At 54.9% G+C, this 19824-nt stretch carries 13 protein-coding genes and 2 tRNA genes; 8 read left to right on the top strand and 7 right to left on the bottom strand.

Annotated elements, in window-relative coordinates:
• Nucleotides 1-885 precede the first annotated feature (885 nt).
• From HMPREF0576_RS01370 to HMPREF0576_RS01385, 4 genes are all read right to left on the bottom strand, one after another.
• Nucleotides 886-957, bottom strand: a tRNA-His gene (locus HMPREF0576_RS01370).
• 130 nt (nt 958-1087) lie between these two features.
• The gene (gene orn, locus HMPREF0576_RS01375) at nt 1088-1684 is read right to left on the bottom strand and encodes an oligoribonuclease (RefSeq protein ID WP_004010405.1); all 597 of its coding nucleotides are present in this window, start codon (nt 1682-1684) and stop codon (nt 1088-1090) included.
• Nucleotides 1685-1772: 88 nt separating this feature from the next.
• Entirely contained in the window at nt 1773-2984 is a 1212-nt protein-coding gene (locus tag HMPREF0576_RS01380; RefSeq protein ID WP_004010406.1) for an ROK family transcriptional regulator, read from the bottom strand.
• A 76-nt stretch (nt 2985-3060) separates the two neighbouring features.
• Nucleotides 3061-3136: transfer RNA gene (locus HMPREF0576_RS01385), tRNA-Arg, on the bottom strand.
• 212 nt (nt 3137-3348) lie between these two features.
• On the opposite strand from HMPREF0576_RS01385, the gene HMPREF0576_RS01390 reads away from it, so the two are divergent.
• The 4 genes from HMPREF0576_RS01390 to HMPREF0576_RS01405 all read left to right on the top strand — a co-directional run bounded on the left by HMPREF0576_RS01390 (nt 3349) and on the right by HMPREF0576_RS01405 (nt 10471).
• Nucleotides 3349-3921, top strand: a complete 573-nt coding sequence (locus HMPREF0576_RS01390; RefSeq protein ID WP_245527296.1) for a single-stranded DNA-binding protein — start codon at nt 3349-3351, stop codon at nt 3919-3921.
• A 110-nt stretch (nt 3922-4031) separates the two neighbouring features.
• Entirely contained in the window at nt 4032-5714 is a 1683-nt protein-coding gene (ettA, locus tag HMPREF0576_RS01395) for an energy-dependent translational throttle protein EttA (protein ID WP_004010408.1), read from the top strand.
• Between the two features lie 166 nt (nt 5715-5880).
• Nucleotides 5881-8052 carry a 4-alpha-glucanotransferase gene (gene malQ / locus HMPREF0576_RS01400; protein ID WP_004010409.1) on the top strand — a complete coding sequence of 724 codons (2172 nt, stop codon included), beginning with the start codon at nt 5881-5883 and terminating at the stop codon, nt 8050-8052.
• A 175-nt stretch (nt 8053-8227) separates the two neighbouring features.
• Nucleotides 8228-10471, top strand: a complete 2244-nt coding sequence (locus HMPREF0576_RS01405) for a hypothetical protein (RefSeq protein ID WP_004010410.1) — start codon at nt 8228-8230, stop codon at nt 10469-10471.
• Nucleotides 10472-10639: 168 nt separating this feature from the next.
• Here the strand turns inward: HMPREF0576_RS01405 and pepN are convergent, their stop codons facing one another.
• Nucleotides 10640-13210: an aminopeptidase N gene (gene pepN, locus HMPREF0576_RS01410; RefSeq protein WP_004010411.1), complete on the bottom strand. Its 2571-nt coding sequence runs from the start codon at nt 13208-13210 to the stop codon at nt 10640-10642.
• Nucleotides 13211-13348: 138 nt separating this feature from the next.
• Here pepN and HMPREF0576_RS01415 point away from each other — a divergent pair, with 138 nt between their 5' ends.
• The gene (locus HMPREF0576_RS01415; protein WP_236585918.1) at nt 13349-14044 is read left to right on the top strand and encodes a hypothetical protein; all 696 of its coding nucleotides are present in this window, start codon (nt 13349-13351) and stop codon (nt 14042-14044) included.
• Here HMPREF0576_RS01415 and HMPREF0576_RS01420 read toward each other — a convergent pair.
• A complete protein-coding gene (locus tag HMPREF0576_RS01420; protein WP_004010412.1) occupies nt 14031-16040 on the bottom strand; it encodes a M13 family metallopeptidase in 2010 nt (669 codons plus the stop codon). The genes HMPREF0576_RS01415 and HMPREF0576_RS01420 overlap by 14 nt on opposite strands.
• A 108-nt stretch (nt 16041-16148) precedes the next feature.
• Entirely contained in the window at nt 16149-16649 is a 501-nt protein-coding gene (locus HMPREF0576_RS01425) for a GNAT family N-acetyltransferase (RefSeq protein WP_004008190.1), read from the bottom strand.
• Nucleotides 16650-16825: 176 nt separating this feature from the next.
• On the opposite strand from HMPREF0576_RS01425, the gene HMPREF0576_RS01430 reads away from it, so the two are divergent.
• The 3 genes from HMPREF0576_RS01430 to ndk all read left to right on the top strand — a co-directional run bounded on the left by HMPREF0576_RS01430 (nt 16826) and on the right by ndk (nt 19746).
• The gene (locus HMPREF0576_RS01430) at nt 16826-18475 is read left to right on the top strand and encodes a bifunctional folylpolyglutamate synthase/dihydrofolate synthase (RefSeq protein ID WP_004010413.1); all 1650 of its coding nucleotides are present in this window, start codon (nt 16826-16828) and stop codon (nt 18473-18475) included.
• Between the two features lie 76 nt (nt 18476-18551).
• Nucleotides 18552-19181, top strand: a complete 630-nt coding sequence (gene dhaL, locus HMPREF0576_RS01435; protein WP_004008188.1) for a dihydroxyacetone kinase subunit DhaL — start codon at nt 18552-18554, stop codon at nt 19179-19181.
• 106 nt (nt 19182-19287) lie between these two features.
• Complete coding sequence (ndk, locus tag HMPREF0576_RS01440; protein ID WP_004008187.1) at nt 19288-19746, top strand: nucleoside-diphosphate kinase; 459 nt, start codon at nt 19288-19290, stop codon at nt 19744-19746.
• Nucleotides 19747-19824: the final 78 nt, after the last annotated feature.

Here is a 19824-nt window from a genome sequence, read left to right on the forward strand (position 1 = left end):
GTAAGTATATCAAGGATTATATGAACTCATTTCTATTAGAATTTACAATTAATAAGTTGCAAAAAAGACAGTTATATTTGAGATTATAAACGAGAATCATTAGCGACACATATAGGCAGTGTTTATACATATCCACTTCGTATATATTTCAGTCTTTGTGTAAGTCGATGCCTCGTCTTATGCAAGAGGGAGGAGATAGGGCGTGGACTTCTGTCATCTTGCACAGCGAACACGTTGCCTCGGTGATGGTGCCAGTGCAGCAGGGCGAACGGGTCACTGTCATGATGCGTCGTGAGTTATCGGGGATTTCGGGTACAGCAGAACTATGCCCGCTGTGCATGAACGACCGATTTCAAAGTGGGATTTGTGTTCATGCCGATGCGCTCTTTGGTAAAGATGCAGGTAGGGATGATTCGGGCTATAGAGAATTCCGTACGGGAGAAGTGAAACTGGTCGTTCGCGTCTCAAGCTCGAAAGCTTCGCTTTTGTAGTGGAAAATTTCTCGGTCTTTGGGTGCGCAACCTGCTGCGCGGCTTGCGCACCATTTCCTCGTTTTGTCACTAGGTCTGGGTGCGCAACCCGCCGTTTTCACGTCGGCTTGCGCATCCCTTAGCCGAAGCGGCAAATGCCTTGCGGCTTTTTCGTGGCGGGCGTTGCCCGCCGCGCGCCTCTCCCAACAAGCCGCTTACGTAAGCAAGCTTACGACGCGCTTGTCGAGAGAGGCTCTGCCTGCTGTGCAGGCACGAAAAAACCGGTCAAGGCGCATGCCTTGACCGGCGTCTGGGTATTAGCAAGGACTCGCTCCGCTCGCCTTGCATACCCTCCCTCGTTCGCGTCTCGAGCTCGAAAGCTTCGCTTTTTCGGCTTGAGACGCTCTCTCAGTCGGGTGGCTGACGAGATTCGAACTCGCGACATCCTGAACCACAATCAGGTGCTCTACCACTGAACTACAGCCACCATCGCTTGCGAAAAGCAACCCCCCTATCTTACCGGATTTTGCCGCTCAGGCGAAACTCGTGCCCCGCCTACTGCGAAACCGTTGTTTGCCTACCGCCTTGCCGGGGGAACTTGTGCAAAAAACCTCTGTTTACTTGAAAGGCGAAGTCTGCAAAATGTGGGCGGCTGCACTCTGAAGTTCTTCCGTGCTGGGACCCTCGCCTGCCGGCAGCAGTACCGAACGGTAATAGCGCAGTTCGTTGAGGGAATCAATGATGTCGCCCAAAGCTCGATGATTGCCGGTTTTTTCCGGAGCTAAACCGTACACCTTTGGATACCAGCGCATCGCCAGTTCTTTCAGAGTAGACACGTCAATAATCCGATAGTGCAACCAGTTGATGAGCTCCGGCATCTGTTTCGCCAAGAACGCTTTATCAGAATGTACCGAATTGCCTGCCAGCTGGGCTTTTCCGGGTTCAGGGACCAGGCGTTTCACGTAGTCCAGAACTTGACGACCGGCTTCCTCCACGCTCAAACCGGTATCAAGTTTCGCCAGCAGCCCTGACTTAGTGTGCATTTCGCGGACAAATTCTCCCATGTGATTCATCGCGGTCGCGCTGGGCTTAATCAGCAAATCGATACCGGAATCCAGCGGGTTCAGTTCGGCATCGGTGACAATCACAGCGACCTCAATCAGCTCGTCAACATGCAAATCGAGTCCGGTCATCTCGCAATCAATCCACACCATCGGGTCGTTTTTTTGTTTCCCATACGGTACTCATCTCCCATTCAATAGTTGTTTCTGGTGGCGAAATCTTCGCCTACCAGCAAAAGGCTTAGTTGCTTTCGTCAGCCAGGAATCGTTGCAAAATCACGTCAAGATCCACCATCGAAACTGCTTTCGCCATCGCGCCACGCAGGGGAGCGGACGAACCTAAAGCGCTCAGACGCAACGTTGTGTCGGCGGCGCAATCCGGCAGGGCGAATTGGTTAATCGTCTCCCGAATCTGGTTTAAGAAACTCTCGCCTGCAAAGGACAGCTCGCCCCCGATAACAATCATCTTTGGGTTCAAAATGTTGCACACTTGCGCCAAGACGTAACCGATAGCACGACCGGCTTCTTGAATACGCCGAGTGACCCGCACGTCGCCCTCTTCAATCAGTCGATAGAGGTCCCTCAACGTGTGGACTGGAATCTCCAAGCTGCGCAGCGAAGCCATAATCGCGCTGACCGAGGCAATCATCTCCAGACAGCCACTGCCTCCACATTTACATAACTCATGATGGCTCGGAATCGGGAAGTGTCCGATTTCTCCCGAAATCCCGCCGGTTCCGTACAGGATTTTGCCACCTGCCATAATGCCGGCGCCAATCCCGGACGAGGCTTCAACATAGACGAAATCATCGACGTCCTTTGCGACTCCCCACATGTGCTCAGCTAAAGCCCCGGCATTAGCGTCGTTTTCGGTCAGAATTGGGAAAGGGGAAACTTCTTGAGCGATGTCTTCCAGGTTGATTCCGTTAAGTCCTGGAATCATGGAAGTGTAGTTGGACATGCGACCATCTGAACGCACCGCATCGGCAACTACGATGCAACCAGCCACAATCTGAGCGTTTTCCAGCCCCTTGGCTGCCATCATCGAGTCGAACAGGGCAACTGACATTTCCTTATTAATGGTTGCGTTAGCCTCTGGAGGAAGGGGGATGACTTGCGTATCCACAATATCGTGATCCAGAGTGACAATCCCGACTCGTACCTGTTCACGTTCCAGAGACACACCCATGGCGTAACCAATTTCGGGGGCGAACGCAATCGTGTTGCCGCGTCGACCTGATGCGGCCTCCGCCAGACGCAAAATTTCGGCTTCGGTCAGCTCGCGAACGATGTTAGAAACGGTCGCGGGGGCCAGACCGGTGCGACGGCTAATCTCGGCCTGTGAAATCCCTCCGGCATCAATAATGGCAGACAAAACTCGCTTTTGGTTCGCTACGCGCAGAGACGAGGGGGAGCCGGGGCCTAAAAGGTTTTCCATAGTCACGAACCCCATTTTAGTGATTTTTCCCTATCAATGGTCAGCCTCCCCCCACAAACTGAATACCGGTATCGGTATATTTCGGGAGGGTTGGTGCCCTCGGTGGGACTCGAACCCACAACCTACGGATTAGAAGGCCGTTGCTCTATCCATTGAGCTACGAAGGCTTACCGGTTAAACAAAATCTGTTAACTCGACCAGTTTAGCCTATTTCCGCGGTTTTTTCCCCTGTGCATAAAAGGGTTATCCACAGGCAAAAAAATATTTAGTTGGACATGACAAACCTTTGCGAAACCCTCGAACTGAGAGCTGTTTGCTTGACAGCTATCGACAGTAACGAGCGCAGAGACGTTCGGGAAAGGAAAACAAAATGAGCTCCATGACAGTAACAGTAAGCGGATATTTGGGAAACACTCCATTTTTGCGCAAGACCTCCGCCGGTACGCACTGGGTCCGATTCTCTCTGGCCTGCAACGCCAGTTATCGTGATGTTAACGGCAACTGGACCAGCGGGGAAACCACGTGGTTCAACTGCAAAGCTTGGGGGACTTTCGCCGTCAACATTGCGGAATCGCTGCACAAGGGCGATCCGGTGGTTGCGCAGGGACGTTTAGTGCCCGGGACTTACGAACATGCCGATAAAACGACTGGCGTCGTCGAAAAACGTCCAGAATTGGCTCTGCACCTGACCCATATTGGGGTAGACCTGGTACGTACTCCTTCCATAAACATCAAATATGCCAAGGAAACCAGCGCCGAGGAAAACTCCGCGAAATCGAGCAAGTTCGATATTTCTGCGGACTCTTTGAACACCGTGAGGGATACGGGATTTGCGCAGACGGAGTCAGACCTCGTGGAGAGTGTGGATATTCTTGACGAATTAGACGTTGAAATGGAAGCTGCCGATGAGGAATCTTTAATCAGCGTCGGGACTGACGCGGTACCATTCTGAAAAAGATTTGCGATTTCCGTTAGCATATTGGGGGTGCGGGTTTTTACCCCACCCCCAATAGACCTCCGGGCCAGATGTTGCTCGGCTCACCGAAACTGTAAGGAAGTTGTATGTCAGAGTACATTTATTCGATGTTAAAGGCCCGCAAGAAAGTCGGCGATAAGCTCATTTTGGATGACGTAACGATGGCATTCCTGCCTGGAGCCAAGATTGGCATGGTAGGTCCCAACGGAGCCGGTAAGTCGACCATCCTGAAAATCATGGCAGGTTTGGATGAACCCAGCAATGGTGAAGCCATCCTCAGTCCCGGATATACGGTAGGTATCCTCTTGCAGGAACCTCCGCTTAATGAGGAAAAGGACGTGCTGGGCAACGTCGAGGAAGGCGTGGGGGAAATCAAAGCCAAGCTGGATCGATACAACGAGATTTCAGCCCAAATGGCAGACCCGGACGCAGATTTCGATGCCCTGATGGAAGAAATGGGTCAGCTCCAAGAAGCTATTGATGCTGCTGATGCCTGGGACCTCGACAGCCAGTTGGAACAGGCGATGGACGCGCTGCGCTGCCCGCCGGCAGACGCGGACGTGAAAACCCTCTCCGGAGGGGAACGCCGCCGGGTCGCCTTGTGCAAGCTGCTGCTGGAAGCCCCTGATTTGCTGCTGCTTGACGAGCCAACCAACCACTTGGACGCCGAGTCGGTGCTGTGGCTAGAGCAGCATTTGAGCCAATACAAGGGAGCGGTTATTGCCGTCACCCACGACCGGTATTTCCTGGATCACGTGGCGGGGTGGATTGCGGAGGTCGACCGCGGTCATCTGTACCCCTATGAGGGCAACTACTCCACCTACTTGGAAAAGAAACAGGAGCGTTTGGAAGTCCAAGGTCGTAAAGACGCCAAGCTCCAAAAACGGTTGAAAGAAGAGTTGGAGTGGGTGCGCCAATCCGCTAAGGGGCGTCAAGCCAAGTCAAAGGCTCGTTTGCAGGCATATGAAGCGATGGCAGCGGAGGCTGAGAAGTCACGGAAACTTGATTTCGAAGAAATCCAGATTCCGCCGGGGCCGCGGTTGGGCACTTTGGTGCTGGAGGCAACTAACCTTAAGAAAGGCTTTGGTGACCGCACCCTGATTGATGGTTTGAGTTTCAGCTTGCCCCGAAACGGCATCGTGGGAGTTATCGGACCTAACGGGGTCGGGAAAACGACCCTGTTTAAGACCATCGTCGGGCTGGAGCCCCTCGACGGCGGTGACTTGAAAATCGGGGAAACCGTGAAAATCTCTTATGTCGATCAGACTCGCGCGGGCATTGACCCGGAAAAGACACTGTGGGAGGTCGTCTCCGACGGGGCAGATTATATTGAGGTGGGTAAGGTCCAGATGCCGTCGCGTGCTTACGTGTCCGCTTTCGGGTTCAAGGGAGCTGACCAGCAGAAGCCTGCGGGTGTTTTGTCCGGCGGGGAACGTAACCGCCTGAACCTGGCTCTGACCTTGAAAGAAGGCGGAAACCTGCTGCTGCTCGACGAACCAACGAACGACTTGGACGTTGAAACCTTGGGATCGTTGGAAAACGCCCTGTTGCAGTTCCCCGGTTGTGCTGTGGTCGTCACCCACGACCGCTGGTTCCTGGACCGAGTGGCGACGCACATTTTGGCTTATGAGGGTACCGAGGAAGATCCGGCTAAATGGTTCTGGTTTGAAGGCAACTTTGAGGGCTACGAAGCCAATAAGATTCAGCGTCTGGGACCGGAAGCTGCCCGACCGCATCGGGTGGTTTATCGGAAACTGACCCGCGGGTGAGGGTAACCGTACCCAAAAGTCACTGGAAAACGTTATAGCACCCCGTGTGCTTGCCCACTAACGGGTTTGAACGGTTAGAATTAGTTAATGTAAACCGTCCAGTGTCGTACCGGTAGTGGTTGCGACGTGTGGCAATCAGCGAGCGGATTTTTGAGGAATCGATACAGTGGCCGAAACAACGCACTATCTTGAAGGATATTTGCCCCAAGTCCAGGACTTAGCCCGTCGACTGGGGGTGGACACGGACTATTGGGATTTTGCGGGCAACTACCATGAGGTGTCGCAATCGACTTTGGTTCGAGTCATTGATGCTCTCGGCTTTACGCTGCAAAGCTGTGATGACATTGGGCGTGCCTATGAGTCGCTGGATCGAGAATACTGGTTTTCCACGCTTCCGAAAGGGCTGGTGGTACGGCAGTCTCACGGGGCGAACATTCCGGTTCACGTGCCTGATGGCACCAGTTTGGAAGTTTGGCTGGAGACTGAAAACGGCGATACCAGACCGCTGGAACAGCTAGATATTTGGGTTCCGCCCCGTGACTTTGGTCCCGAAGGCAGGCGTGGCGAGGCCACGTTCCGCCTGCCTGAAGGCACCGAATGGGGCTACCATACCCTGCACGCCAAGACCGTGGAAGGCGAATTTTCCCAACAGGTTGCGGTCGTTCCGGATCGGCTGCCTTTGGGGAATCTGGAGCATTCCCGCTCTTGGGGCGTGATGACGCAACTGTATTCAGTGTCTTCTCGCGGTTCCTGGGGGATGGGAGACTTCCACGATTTAGGTCATATCGCTGAAATTTTCGGGCGCCAAGGCGCAGACTTCGTGCTGACCAATCCGTTGCATGCGGGCGAGCCCAACGTGCCTCTCACGCCCTCTCCTTACCTGCCGGTGTCGCGGCGTTTCCTGAACCCGCTATACATCCGCCCTGATGACATTGCGGAATATAGCCAGTTAGATTCCACTTCTGAATCTCTGGTGAAAGTCGCTTTCGCTCAAGCCTCCAATGAAATTTTCCCCGTTGATGCGGTGAAATACATTGATCGGGATCGCTCGTGGAAAGCTAAACGTGAAGCCCTGGAAGTCATTTTTAAGGTAAAACGCAGCCCCTCCCGCGAAGCAGAGTTCAGCGATTTTGTGGCAGTGCGAGGTCAGGACTTGCAAAACTTTGCTTTGTGGTGCGCCCTGTATGACCGTTTCGGCCCGGGACCTTGGGAAGATGACGTTGCCGATGTTTCCAGCCCTCGTGTGGCGGCGCTGCGGGAGGAACTCGCCAAACGAGTCGAGTTCTATTGCTGGCTGCAATGGATTGCCTCCACGCAGCTTCACGCGGCTCAAGAATCTGCCAAGAACTCCGGTATGACGATTGGCATCATGAACGACCTTGCGGTCGGGGTGCACAAGTGCGGTGCTGACGTGTGGTCCATCCCGGACGCTTTCGTGCGTACTATGAGCGTGGGTGCGCCACCGGATATGTACAATCAGCTGGGTCAAGACTGGTCCCAGCCACCGATGAACCCGCGTTATATGGCGACTCACGATTGGGAACCTTTGCGAGGGATTATTCACCGTGCCTTAGCCGATTGCGGGGCTTTGCGCATCGATCATGTGATGGGGCTGCTTCGCCTGTGGTGGATTCCGCAAGGAACTGACCCCAACGAGGGTACTTACGTTCGTTACAACCACGAAGCTACCGTGGGCATCATGCTGTTGGAAGCCGCCAGAGCTAACGCCGTAGTGGTCGGGGAGGACTTGGGAACAGTAGAGGACTGGGTCCGTGATTACCTGAAAGATCGCGGTATTCTGGGCACCTCGGTGCTGTGGTTTGAACGCAACGGTAGTGATTTCAGATATCCGGATCAATACCGCGAAATGTGCATGGCAGCTGTCAATACTCACGATTTGCCCCCGACCTTGGGATTCCTCCGTGCCGTCCACCTGGAAGTACAGGACAGTTTGGGGATTCTGCCACAGCCCCTCGAACAAGCCAAGGACGCTCTGTATGACGACATCTCGAAGTTGGTGGAAATGCTGCGGAACATGGGGCTGCTGGAAAATGAATATCCGACCGAGTCCGAGCTCATTTTGGCGCTACACCGTTTCATTGGCATGACCCCGGCAAAGCTGTCTGTAGTCAGCTTGGTCGACGCAGTGGGAGACCTGCGGATGCAAAACCAGCCCGGTACGAATAACGAATACCCGAACTGGCGGATTCCGCTAACGGATTCTCTGGGACGTTCGGTCAAAGTGGAGGAGCTGGAATACTACGTGGGAGTAGGCGAAATCTGCGAAGCGATGCGCGAATTGGTGAATCCGCAGCATACGGAAAACACTGAAAACTAATGTTCTGAAAGGAATTATATTTTCAAAGCCTAGCCTCTGTCGCGAAGTCGTCGCGTTGGGGTTGCCACTTTGCAATCCTTTAATAGCACGTCGAAAGACATTTTCCGGGCAGAATTTGTGGCAAAATTGAGAGAGCTGTTGGCTGCGGTATCCGTGACTACAGTCTGACCTGGAGATGCTGAGGAAAGGAAGTGCCAGCGTGGCGGGCAAAGGCAAAGCAGCCGACGCGGTATCCGATGTGGAATCGGATCGCATTTCTGGTGCTCAGAGCCGAACAGGCAAAGCCAAGCAAAAAGCCCAAAATTCCGCTGCGGCAAAGAAATCAGCGAAACGTCCGAAAGACGCCAAAGCCCCGGAGACTGCGGGTAAGCGGCAACATTTCGCTAGGTTCCTGTCACCAGGGTGGTACGAACGGTTCCTGCAGTATCTGTTTGTCGCGATATTGGTGCTGTGCGCATCTGAAATGTCCTTACGCCTAGGGCAGGGGCATATCCTTGGAGATCAGGGATTCGGCAAACTGTTTCCGGCGATATTGCCTGTGGCGGACATCTTTTACTATGTTGGTACCACGGTAGAGTCCTATTTTCCTCTGGTCGTGGCATTTCTGTTGGCTTTCGCGGCCGCTAAACGTGCTAACGCCGCCATCGGACTTGCGGTGCTGGGCGGTTGGGCTGGTTACCTGGGTGCCACAATGGCTTTGTCTCGATACAGTGCGGCATCCTCACAAGGGGAGGTTTCCGCTGTTGACTTGGGGCTGATGGGTGGAATCTTGGTGGGATTCCTGGTGGCTGGTTGCTGGAGCGAGTTCCGATTCCGCAAAATTGCTCCCTGGGCTCGAATGGTCAGCGGGATTCCTCTGGTGGTGATGATTTCCGCGACTGGGGGAGTGGTCCTCGGCATTCTGGTCGGCGTGTGTTACCAACTGCTTTATCTGCTCATTGCCGTGGCAGTTGGCACGGCAATGGTGTCCACTCCAGGTCCTTTAGGAGCTGCAATCTACGGTCTGCTCCATCCTTTTGCGGAGGTCGCCGGGTTTAGCTCCCTGCTGAACGTTGCGCCCTTTAATCTCTACGGCAGATGCCAAACAACCCAGGGCGACACCCTCAACGGTTCCTACCGCTGCTTTGTGTACGGAGGTACGCAGATGGAGGGGCAGCAGGCCCTGTTCCTCGCCGGGGGCTACCCGGTCGTAGCGTTTGGGCTGGCAGCGCTGTTCCTGGTGTTGTGGCTGCAGCTGAAGGGCAGCAATCGTCAATACTGGCGCATCATGTATTGGTTCCTGATTGCCAGCACGTTCGTGGTAGGTGCCGACAAACCAGCGCTATATCTGTTGTTTTTCGCGGCTCCTGGTCTGTTATTGGTACATGCGGGAGCCTCGGCGTTTGCTTACGCTCTCACCGCGGTTTTCGGCGTAACTATTGGCTGGGCAGGCGGTCCCGGCATGCTGGACTTGCTGCGCTGGATGGGAACCGGTGCAGGCATTTTAGTGCTGCTCATCCTGGGAGTGATTTACGCTGCGATTTACGTCATGATTGCTATTTTCACAGTAAAGGCAAAAGGGAAACGATTGCGCCTGGGTGGATTTGGTGTGTCCTACATTAAGAAGCCGTTTATGGGTATCCCCAACAATTCCGGTGACGCGAAGTTCGCTCCGGTCCTCGTGAGTCAGAAATCGGAAGCTGTGAAGAACTCCACACAGACCGGCGCGTCGACCCCAGTTAGTGAAGATACTTCCGCGGTTTCTCCGGCTCCGGAAAAGCGAGCTCCTGCAAAGGCAACTGCGGCAAAGCCAGTGGTGACAAAAGCGACCACCGCAAAGGTCACTCCGGCAAAACCGGCAGCGGTTCAACCGACGCCCGCAAAGCCGGTCGTGGCAATGCCAACACCGACAAAATCGACACCGGCAAAGGTAGCTCCGACAAAACCGGTTCCGAACCAACCAGGTATCGTTGAGCCTGTCGCCACGCAGCCTGTTGCCGCTCAACCCGTTATCACTCAACCTGAAGCAACCCGGGAACCGCGGATGGTGCGAACTGAACCAGCAATCAGACCCGCGCCCCAGTCTCCGCAGCCTGCGGTACCCTCGGCTGAGCCTTATTCTGAAGTCGCTGCCACGCCAAATCCCGCTTATACCCAGCAGGGATATGCCCAGAATCCCTATGGATACCAGGCGCCGAGCTACCCCGAAGGGTATCCGGCTTATCCCGAGTACGGACCGGAGTACAACGGTGGATACAATCCCCAACTATATGGATACCAAGGAAACGGCTACGCGTATCCCACCGCTTACAACTCCGTGGCAATGCCGCAGAACACTCCGACTGCGCAAAACTTTTCCGCGCCCCAGCCCCCACCGCGGGTTCCGGTCGCCCCGGCAGAGACTCACCCGAAGGCTAATCACCAATCGCGTTCGCATTAACCTGAGGCATGTATATCAGGATTGTTAAGATTGCCCGGCGGAGCGGGAAGCATTTCAATAAAACCCGCGGTCCCAGGAGCCAATAGCTCCTGGGACCTAAGTATTCTGGTGTCCACGGGGGACTTGCTCTCCGCTCTTTTGCGGGCACAGAGAGCTACCCGCCAGACTTTACCCTTCGCGGTCGCGCTGCTGAGCTTTCGCGATGCGTTCGGCGCCGGACTGGTTCTCGCGCATCATCCGCAGCAGAGCCGCAGGCGCGTCGGCATTGTTCGAGAGCCATTCCTGGGTGAGTGCCAGGACATCCACGCCACTGGATTCAAATCCCACCAGCGCGGCTGGATACATGCCCTCGATGAGCTGTTCGCCAATCTCGTGAGTACGACCATCATAAGTCTCCCGCAGCATCTCAAAGTAACGCTGAGCAAAAGGAGCCAACAGCACCGGGTCGGGTGTCCGATTGAAACCGGCGATGATGGACGCCAACTGGTCGTTCGTGAGAGTGGTATCGCTGTAAGCGCGGTCAAAGAACTCAGCCTTTACCGCCGAATCGGGCAAAGAAGCCGTGGCTTGCAGGACACGTTCGCGCCCGTTCACGGTGTCATCATTGCTCAGTTCAGCTTCGATAGCGCCACGGTCTACGTGTCCCACTGCTGCCAAAGAAGTCAGCAGATTCCAACGCAACTCTGTGTCTACCAACAGCCCGGTGAGGGTCTCGCTGCCATCCAGAAGGGCGGCACTGGCAGCGACGTCTTCGGGGGACTGTGCTCGACGAGCGGCAGCCCGAACCAGCTGCAGTTGGGTATCCGAATCAGCCTTGGCCAGGCGGGACAGCATCCGCAGACGCGAGGAGACGTTTCGAGCCACAGCTTCGCGGTTCTCCGCAGCAAGGTAACTTTCAACGCAGGTATCCAGATTACGCAAGGTGACCGAAACCACCATGGGGTGAGTTTCTACCATGAGGGCTTGCAAGGCAGTATCAACATAGTGAGAAGCGCCGACCTCACCGTCACGCACCATGTCCCACAGAATCGACAAAATCTGGGATCGAGTCAGTGAGTCAGTGAAGGCGTCAATATGTTCACAAGCCGTACGCAAAGACTGTTCATCTAACCGAACTTTGCCGTAAGCCATGTCCCCATCGTTGACCAGAATGACGTCGGGGCGCGGACCATAGAAGCCGGGAAGAATGTATTCCTCGGCCTCCATGTCGAATTCCTCGCGATGACCGGGAACAAACACGGTCTTGCCATCGTGCTGTTCCAAGTTGTAGGCACATACTGCCATATGCTGCGGACGCGGGGTGGCATCGGCATTGAAATGCTCTTGGACAATGCGCAGGAAAGTAATCTCTCCGCTGTCGTCCGTCTGGATTTCGGGACGCAGCCACGTCATACCGGCTTCTTCCAGCCACTTGCGCGACCAGGCTTTCAAGTCTTTACCGGAGGTGGCCTCCAGCTCGGTCAGCAGGTCTGTCAGAGTGGCATTGGACCACTCGTGCTTGGCAAAGTATTCCTTAATCCCCAGGCGGAAGTTATCCCAACCTACGTACGTCACCAACTGGGACAGCACACAGGCACCTTTTGCATAAGTGATGCCGTCAAAGTTGACCTGGACATCTTCCAGGTCGTTGATGGTCGCCACAACCGGGTGGGTGGAGGGTAGCTGGTCTTGACGGTATGCCCAAATCTTTTCTGAACACGAGAAGGTCGTCCAGATGTCCTTCCACTGAGTTGCTTCCGCGGTGGCCTTGGTGGAGACAAATTCAGCGAAAGACTCGTTGAGCCACAAGTCGTTCCACCACTTCATCGTGACCAGGTCACCGAACCACATGTGAGCCAGTTCGTGCAAAATGGTCACGACCCGGCGTTCCACTCTGGTCTGTAGCGGGCGGGACCGGAATACGTACTCGTCGCGGAATGTCACGCAGCCCACGTTCTCCATTGCCCCGGCGTTATATTCGGGAACAAAAATTTGGTCATATTTACGGAACGGATAGGGGCGCTCAAAAGCGGTTTCGTAGAATTCAAAACCAGCGCGGGTGATGTCCATAACATCAGTGGCATCCAAGTGCTTCGCCATAGAGGCACGACAGTAGACTCCCAAGGGGATGCGTCTGCCATCGCACGAGGTTACTTCGCCAGTTTCTCCCACGTAGGGACCTGCAATAACGGCGGTCAGATAGGACGAGATTTTTTCGGTGGGGGTGAAACGGTACGTGCGTACGCCGTCAGCGGCGATTTCAGGTTCCGGGGTGGGCGAGTTGGAGAATGCGTTCCACTCGGGGGGAACCACGAAAGTAAAGGTAAAGTCTGCTTTGATGTCGGGTTGCTCAAAAACTGCATATACGCGACGGGAATCCGGCACCTCGAACTGAGAGTACACGTAAGATTTGCCGTCTTCGGGGTCCGTGAAACGGTGCAGCCCCTCACCGGTGTGCATGTAAACGCAATTCGCCGTCACCCGCAGATTGTTGCGTTCCTGCAAATCTGGCAGGAAAATTCGGGAATCGGCGTAATTCGAGAGGTCTAATGCTGTCCCGTTCAAAATCACTTCGGTGACGGAATCGGCAATGAGGTCGATGAAAGTCGAAGCCCCTGGCTGGGCAGCGAAGTCAACTTCGGTCACGGAATGAAAAATTTGCTCTCCTTGAGTTAAATCAAGGTGTACGCGGTAGTGAACGTCGCTGACGATTTCCGAACGCTGCTCGGCTTCGACGCGGGTTAGGTTAGTTCCAGGCATTTACGCTCCTTTGAGTTTGCAATCGGTATATATTCTTCCACGTCTGAGCCCTTTTTGATGAAGTTTCAGCGTACAGATTACAGTTAAACTAGACTTAGGTTGTGGTCCGGGCGCGAACAGCAAGGGGAGGTATTTGCGTTGAGACGGAAAACCGCGGGCGATTTTGACTTCCAGATTTCAGCCTCGAAACTCCGCGGGGGGCGGCGTGTCCTCGTGGGAATTCTCTTAAGCGCAGTGGCTTTGACCGGATTGAGTGCCTGCGCAAAGAAAGACTCTGAGACCTCTACCCAATGGAACTCCACCATTGTGACCACGCCGGCCCCAAAGGGCTGGATTAACGGTAAGGACGGGGCTTTTCGGGTGCAGATTCCGTCATCCTACCTGGATGCTTACGATGCAATTAGCGGTTCCAAGCTGCCCGACGCACAGGTGGTGCTGTCGCTCGCTTCTGACAAAGCCCTCAACGGCTACGTTCCCGTCATGGTCATTGATCACGCCAAAGCGAATTCCGACCCTGATGAAGTGCAAAAGAACTTGAAACAGGATCCCATCTACAAGGATTACAAGAAGTTTACGGTACTGAACCCGACCCAAGTAGAGGGACTGAACGTCCTGGAAATGAAGTGGAGCTACGTCTATCAAGAGGTCGAAATGACCGCGTTTATGACCTTGGTCTCCGGGAATAATCATGCTTACGCCTTGAAACAAGACGTCCCTGATTACGCGCTGGAGACCTATCAGCCGATTATTGATTCCGTGCTGAAAACCTGGACTTGGAACGACCCGGTGAAAGGCACCAAGCCGAAACCAAGCCCCGCACCTACCAAATCCTGACTCTTTGATTCGGCTCCAGCCACAGGGCGTCTCCGGGCTTGGTCTGGAAAGTATCCGCGAATAGGTCGAGGTTCGCGACCACACCGTTGCAACGGAACTCTGCCGGGGAGTGGGGATCAACAGAAATGAGTTGTTTGGCCATTTCCGGGCGGACCTTTGTCTGCCAGGACAGTGCCCAGGATAGGAAGAAACGTTCGGCAGCGCTGAGCCCCTCGATAACCGGAGCATCTGCCGGGTCGGCAATGCCCTGCTGCTTGAGCTCTAACAGGTAGGCTTTCCAAGCGATGTCGAGTCCACCCAGGTCGCCAATGTTTTCCCCGATAGTCAGCGCGCCGTTGACATGGAATTCTGCAGGCAGCCCCTGGGGGACGAAAGCGTTGTATTGGTCGATTAGCGCATGGGTGCGTTTCTCAAACTCGGCTAGGTCCTGGTCAGTCCACCAATTTTCGACTTTGCCGGTGCCGTCGAACTTCGCACCCTGGTCATCAAAACCATGCCCGATTTCATGTCCGATAACTGCCCCGATAGAACCGTAGTTCACCGCTGCATCCGCATCCTTGTCAAAGAACGGGGGCTGCAGGATAGCGGCGGGGAACACGATTTCGTTTTCGGTCGGATTGTAGTAAGCGTTGACGGTTTGCGGAGTCATGTGCCAAATCGTGTGATCGACTGGACCACCCAGCTTGTCAATCCAAAAATTCGTCCCAAATACGCTGGCATTGTGAACCTTATCCATTAGCGTTCCGTCGCCGAGCTGGAGTTTCTCATAATTCCGCCACTTGTCGGGGTAGCCGATTTTGGGGGTAAACTGACGCATTTTCTGTAGCGCCTTGTCTCGCGTCTCCGGTCCCATCCAATCCAAAACCGCAATGGAATCCTGATAAGCCTGAATGAGGTTATCTACCAGGTGGCTCATAGCAGACTTAGCTTCGGCAGGGAAGTGGCGCTGCACATAAAGTTTGCCCAAAGCTTCGCCCATGACGGAGGACGCCAGGGAAACTCCGCGCTTCCAGCGTTCCCGCAGCTGCTCCTTGCCTGCCAGCTTTTGCCCGTAAAATTCAAAGTCCGCATTCACTATTTCGCTGGAGAGCAGGGAGGTATGCCCGTTCAAAGCGTGCCACAGCATCCACCATTTCAGCGTCTCAAAGTCGGTAGAATCCCAGAGTTGATCCATGTTTTCGAGGAAATCCGGTTCGCTCACGTTGACTTCCGTAAACATTTTATCAGGTAATCCCGAAGCCTTTCGCCAGGCTCCCAGGTCAAAACGCGGCAGTTTGGCAGCCAGTTCGTCCCAGGTCATTGGGTTGTTCGTAGCGTCCGTGTCGCGAGTTTTCACGTTATCCCAATGTAGTTTCGCAATCTCCGTCTCAAAGTCGACGATTCTAGCAGCCGCGTCCGCAGCTGCGGACTGTGAAGCATATCCGGCCAGGGTGAACATGCGAGCAATGTGCTGGCGATACTGATTCAACAGGCTGGCGTGTTTTTCTTCCAAGTAGTAGGCGCGTTCGGGCAAACCCAAACCGTCTTGCCCGAAATAGTTGACGTAACGTTCGGGATCGTTCACATCAATGTCGATGCCGGTATCAAAGAATCCCTCGTAGGTGCCTTCCGCAAAAGTCTGTGCCCACAAGTCACGCAGTTCCGCTTTCGTGGTGGCGTGGTCTAGGGGAGCCTGTAATTGTTGCAAGCTCGCGGTGCTGTCTGCTTCCACCGTGGCTTCATCCATGAAAGAGCCATAAAGGGAGGCAACTTTGGCAGCAAGACCGCTCAGTTCCCCGGTGATACGACCCGCGACACAATCTTCAATGATGGTACGGACCTGCTTTTCCGCTTCTTCAGCCAAGAGGTGAAATGAACCGTAACTCGCCTTGTCAGCAGGAATCTCGGTGCGCGCCAGCCATTTACCGTTTACGTAACGGTAAAGGTCGTCTTGGGGGCGGATGGTTTCATCAAAATCAGCGGGGTCAAGCATCCCCAACAGTGGGTTCTTTGTCATGGGTTCAACCCTACCGTGCCACACCAAAATTTTCCGAGCGACCCCGGCAACGTCACCGACAAAACTTGTGACTTTGCGACCGTATCGGTGACGACATCCCCGCAGAACTCAACGTGTTGAGAACCCTAGAGCGTCATACAGCTGCATCGCTTCGGGAGCGGCGGATATGTCCAATTGTAGCGTCAGAGCTTCAAGCCCCAACGCATCCACAGCTCGGGAAGCATTAATCACCAGCCCCGAACCAATGCCCTGACGACGATACTCAGGGTCTACAAACAAATCAGCAATATAGGGTTGGTCGCTGTTTCCGTCGGCGGTACACCACTCATCAGGAGCCTGGTGCAAGACGATAACCACGCCGACCAGTTTGTCCTCGTGCCAGGCCCCGAGGGTGGCTTCAGTCAACAGCGGACCGTAGGCGCCATCCCAAAACAAATTCAGCTGGCTGGCAGCACTCGACCCGGCATCCCGATAGGCAACCGCGTGCAGTTGCGACATCTGCACCACGTCATCGCGGGTTATCGGACGATAGGCAATCTTAATTTCTGACTTTGGCTCTGTTGCCGTCAACTCATCGGTCGACGGGGCTTCTAAGGACAGCTTGGACATATCCCAATTGTTTCATGTTTCGTACCTGCTGGGTAGTCTTTGCCGGCTGCTGAATAAAATCATTCTGTCGGTCTGGGGGAACAACAGGTCGCGTCACTACCGAATTCAGATAAAACAGGCGATTGGGGCAGATACTCTCATCGGCGCGAGTTTGCCAAGGTCGGTAACATGGTGGAGTGGAAAACAAGCATGAAGAAGCGCACCAGCACCACCATCACCACGCCCATGAGCATCACTCCCCGGCGGTTACCCCCGAGGATTTGTCAGTTGACCCAGATTTGATTCCCTACCTGTTCGCGGCTCGAACCCCCGCCGAGCCGGAGGACCATAACAACCCGACCGGGGAACCTTGTGACCCAGAAAACGGTGACACACCCCGGAAAGGTCCCCTCGACCGCTTTGGCACTCCGTTGAGCCCCGAACAGCGCGAGCTTGTGGATGAAATGAACGACAGGCAACGTCCGGCGGCCACACTGGGACCCTCCACTATGGACGACCCGAAAGCTCGTGCTATCTACGAAACGTTGTTGACACGCCGTGCCGAACACCAGATTGAGCCCAGCTTGGAGCCGGTGCGGGGAGTGCTAGATTACCTGGGCAATCCCCAAGAATTGTTCCATTCCGTCCACATCACCGGCACGAATGGTAAAACTTCCATCGCCCGGATGATTGAGGCGCTGCTGGTGGAACTGGGGTATCGGACCGGCCGGTTTACCTCCCCGCACCTGGTAGACGTGCGCGAACGCATCACAGTGGACCAAGACCCCGTCACCACCGAACAGTTCGTCCAGGCTTATGAAGACATCGAGGCGCAGCTGGCGCTGTGGGAAAACGCGCACCCCGGACACCGACTTTCCTTCTTTGAAGTCATGACGGTCATGGCATACGCCCTGTTCGCAGACGTGCCCGTAGACGTGGCGGTGGTCGAGGTCGGCATGGGCGGGCGCTGGGACGCCACGAACGTCATTGATGCAGATACAGCTGTCATCGGACCAATCAGCTTGGAACACGAACAGTGGCTCGGTAAGGGACTGACCAATATTGCGCGGGAAAAAGCGGGCATCATGCGACCACAGCGGGTGGCAGTGGTGGCAAAACAACCCGACGAGGCTCTCGCGGTGATTCGTGACACTGCCGCTGCCGAGGATGTAGTGCTGCGCTATGAAGGGGAAGATTTTGAAGTGCTGCGCCGGGTCCCGGCAGTCGGGGGACAAGTCCTCGACATTCGCACCCCGGCGGCAGTCTACCAAGATATTTACCTGCCCCTGTATGGGGAATTCCAGGCGGAAAATGCGGCGCTGGCACTCACGGCAGTAGAGGCGCAACTGGGCGGTATGCCGTTGCACGGGGAATCTGTGGAGCGGGCTTTGGGGACGGTCAAGTCTCCCGGACGCCTGGAAGTGCTGCATTCCACCCCCATGATTGTGGCTGACGCGGGGCATAATCCGGGTGCGGCTCAAGCCTTGCGTCGGGCAATCGAAGATGATTTCCGTTTTGAACACACGGTGGGGATTTATTCCGCCATGGCGGACAAAGACATTGAAACTGTATTGGGAATTATGGAACCGACCATCGCGGAGTTAATCGTGACCCAGATGCCTGGTGAGCGCGCCGCTAAAGTGGAGGATTTGCAGACCCTGGCGGCGGACGTGTTTGGAGACGAGCGGGTCTACGCTATCGACTCCCTGCCCGAAGCGATTGCGAAAGCCGGAGAAATCGACGATTTACAAGGTGGCGTTCCCGGCTCCACCGGAGTGGTGATTTTCGGTTCTGTCGTGCTTGCCGGAATGGCACAAGACGTGTTGCGGAAAGACAAACTAAACTAATCACGATTGGTTCCCATCGACGGAATCTCGGTCGGAGCCAGTTGCGGAAATTTCAGGCAGTCGGGAAGGAGCAGCTGTGAGTTTGGACAAGCAGTGGGTGCTGCGCTGGATGGATGGCTGCGCTCGAGTGCTGGAACAAAACCGCGAAATGCTGGGGGATTTAGATGACGTCATTGGAGATGGAGATCACGGAGAGAACATTTCACGCGGGTTTTCTGCCGTTGACCAGCGCTTATCTGGAATCGTGGTAGAGAGCCCGAAGCAAGCATTACGGGTGACGGCAAATACTTTGTTGGCAGCAGTGGGGGGAGCCTCGGGATCTTTGTACGGCACGGCATTCTTGCGGGCGGCGCGTTCGGTAAGCACGGAGAGCCTAGATTCTCAGGCTGTGGCGATGCTGCTGGTAAAGGCGGCGGAGGGGATTGCGGAACGCGGTGGAGCCCAGCCGGGGGACAAAACCATGCTGGACGCGTGGTACCCGGCTGCTACGAACGCTGCTGCCGCGGTGGCGAAAGGCGCGACCCTGGAGGAAGTCTTGCGCGTCGCTGCGGACGCAGCCGCGAAGGGTGCCGAAGATACGGTGTCGATGAGCGCTGCAAAAGGGCGGGCGTCACTGTTGGGGGAACGTTCCATCGGTCACAAGGATCCCGGTGCCACCTCTAGTGCGCTCATTTTGGCAGAGGCGGCAAAAGCCGCCGCGCATTGAGCACTTTTCGGAAAAACCCTGATGAAATCCGGTAGGATGCACAGGTACTTACACAACTTGATGTTTCGCTCGACGTAGAACGAAACTTTTGACGAAAGGAAAGTCAATGGCTGACTGCCACATCCCTTATGATCCGAAGGAAGAACACACTCTGGTCATTATTAAGCCTGATGGCTACCGGCGCGGACTCATCGGCGAGGTGATTAGCCGGATTGAACGTCGCGGATTTAAGATTGTGGGCTTGCAAACCAAGACTGCAACCAGGGAAGAGCTTGAAGAACACTATTTTGAGCACAAAGATAAGCACTTCTTTGAAAGCTTGGTCAGCTACATGACGAGCGGTCCCATTGTGCTCATGGTTATCGAAGGCTCTCGAGTGATTCAGGCTTTCCGTAACATGATGGGAGATACCAACCCAGCAGTGGCGCTGCCCGGGACTATTCGTGGGGATTTGGCTCGGGATTGGGGTCCGGACGCGCAGATTCAAAACATTGTTCACGGTTCGGACTCGGTACAGAGCGCCGATCGTGAAATCGCGTTGTGGTTCCCCTACATGATTGACTAAAGGTCGTTATCGTGGCGCTCCCCCCGAAGGGTCTCTCCGTTGGACAATGTCGGAAGGGCTGTTTTTTAGGGTTCGGGG

Origin of the sequence: Mobiluncus holmesii ATCC 35242 (assembly GCF_000185445.1) — a bacterium.
GTDB classification, from domain to species: Bacteria; Actinomycetota; Actinomycetes; order Actinomycetales; family Actinomycetaceae; genus Mobiluncus; species Mobiluncus curtisii.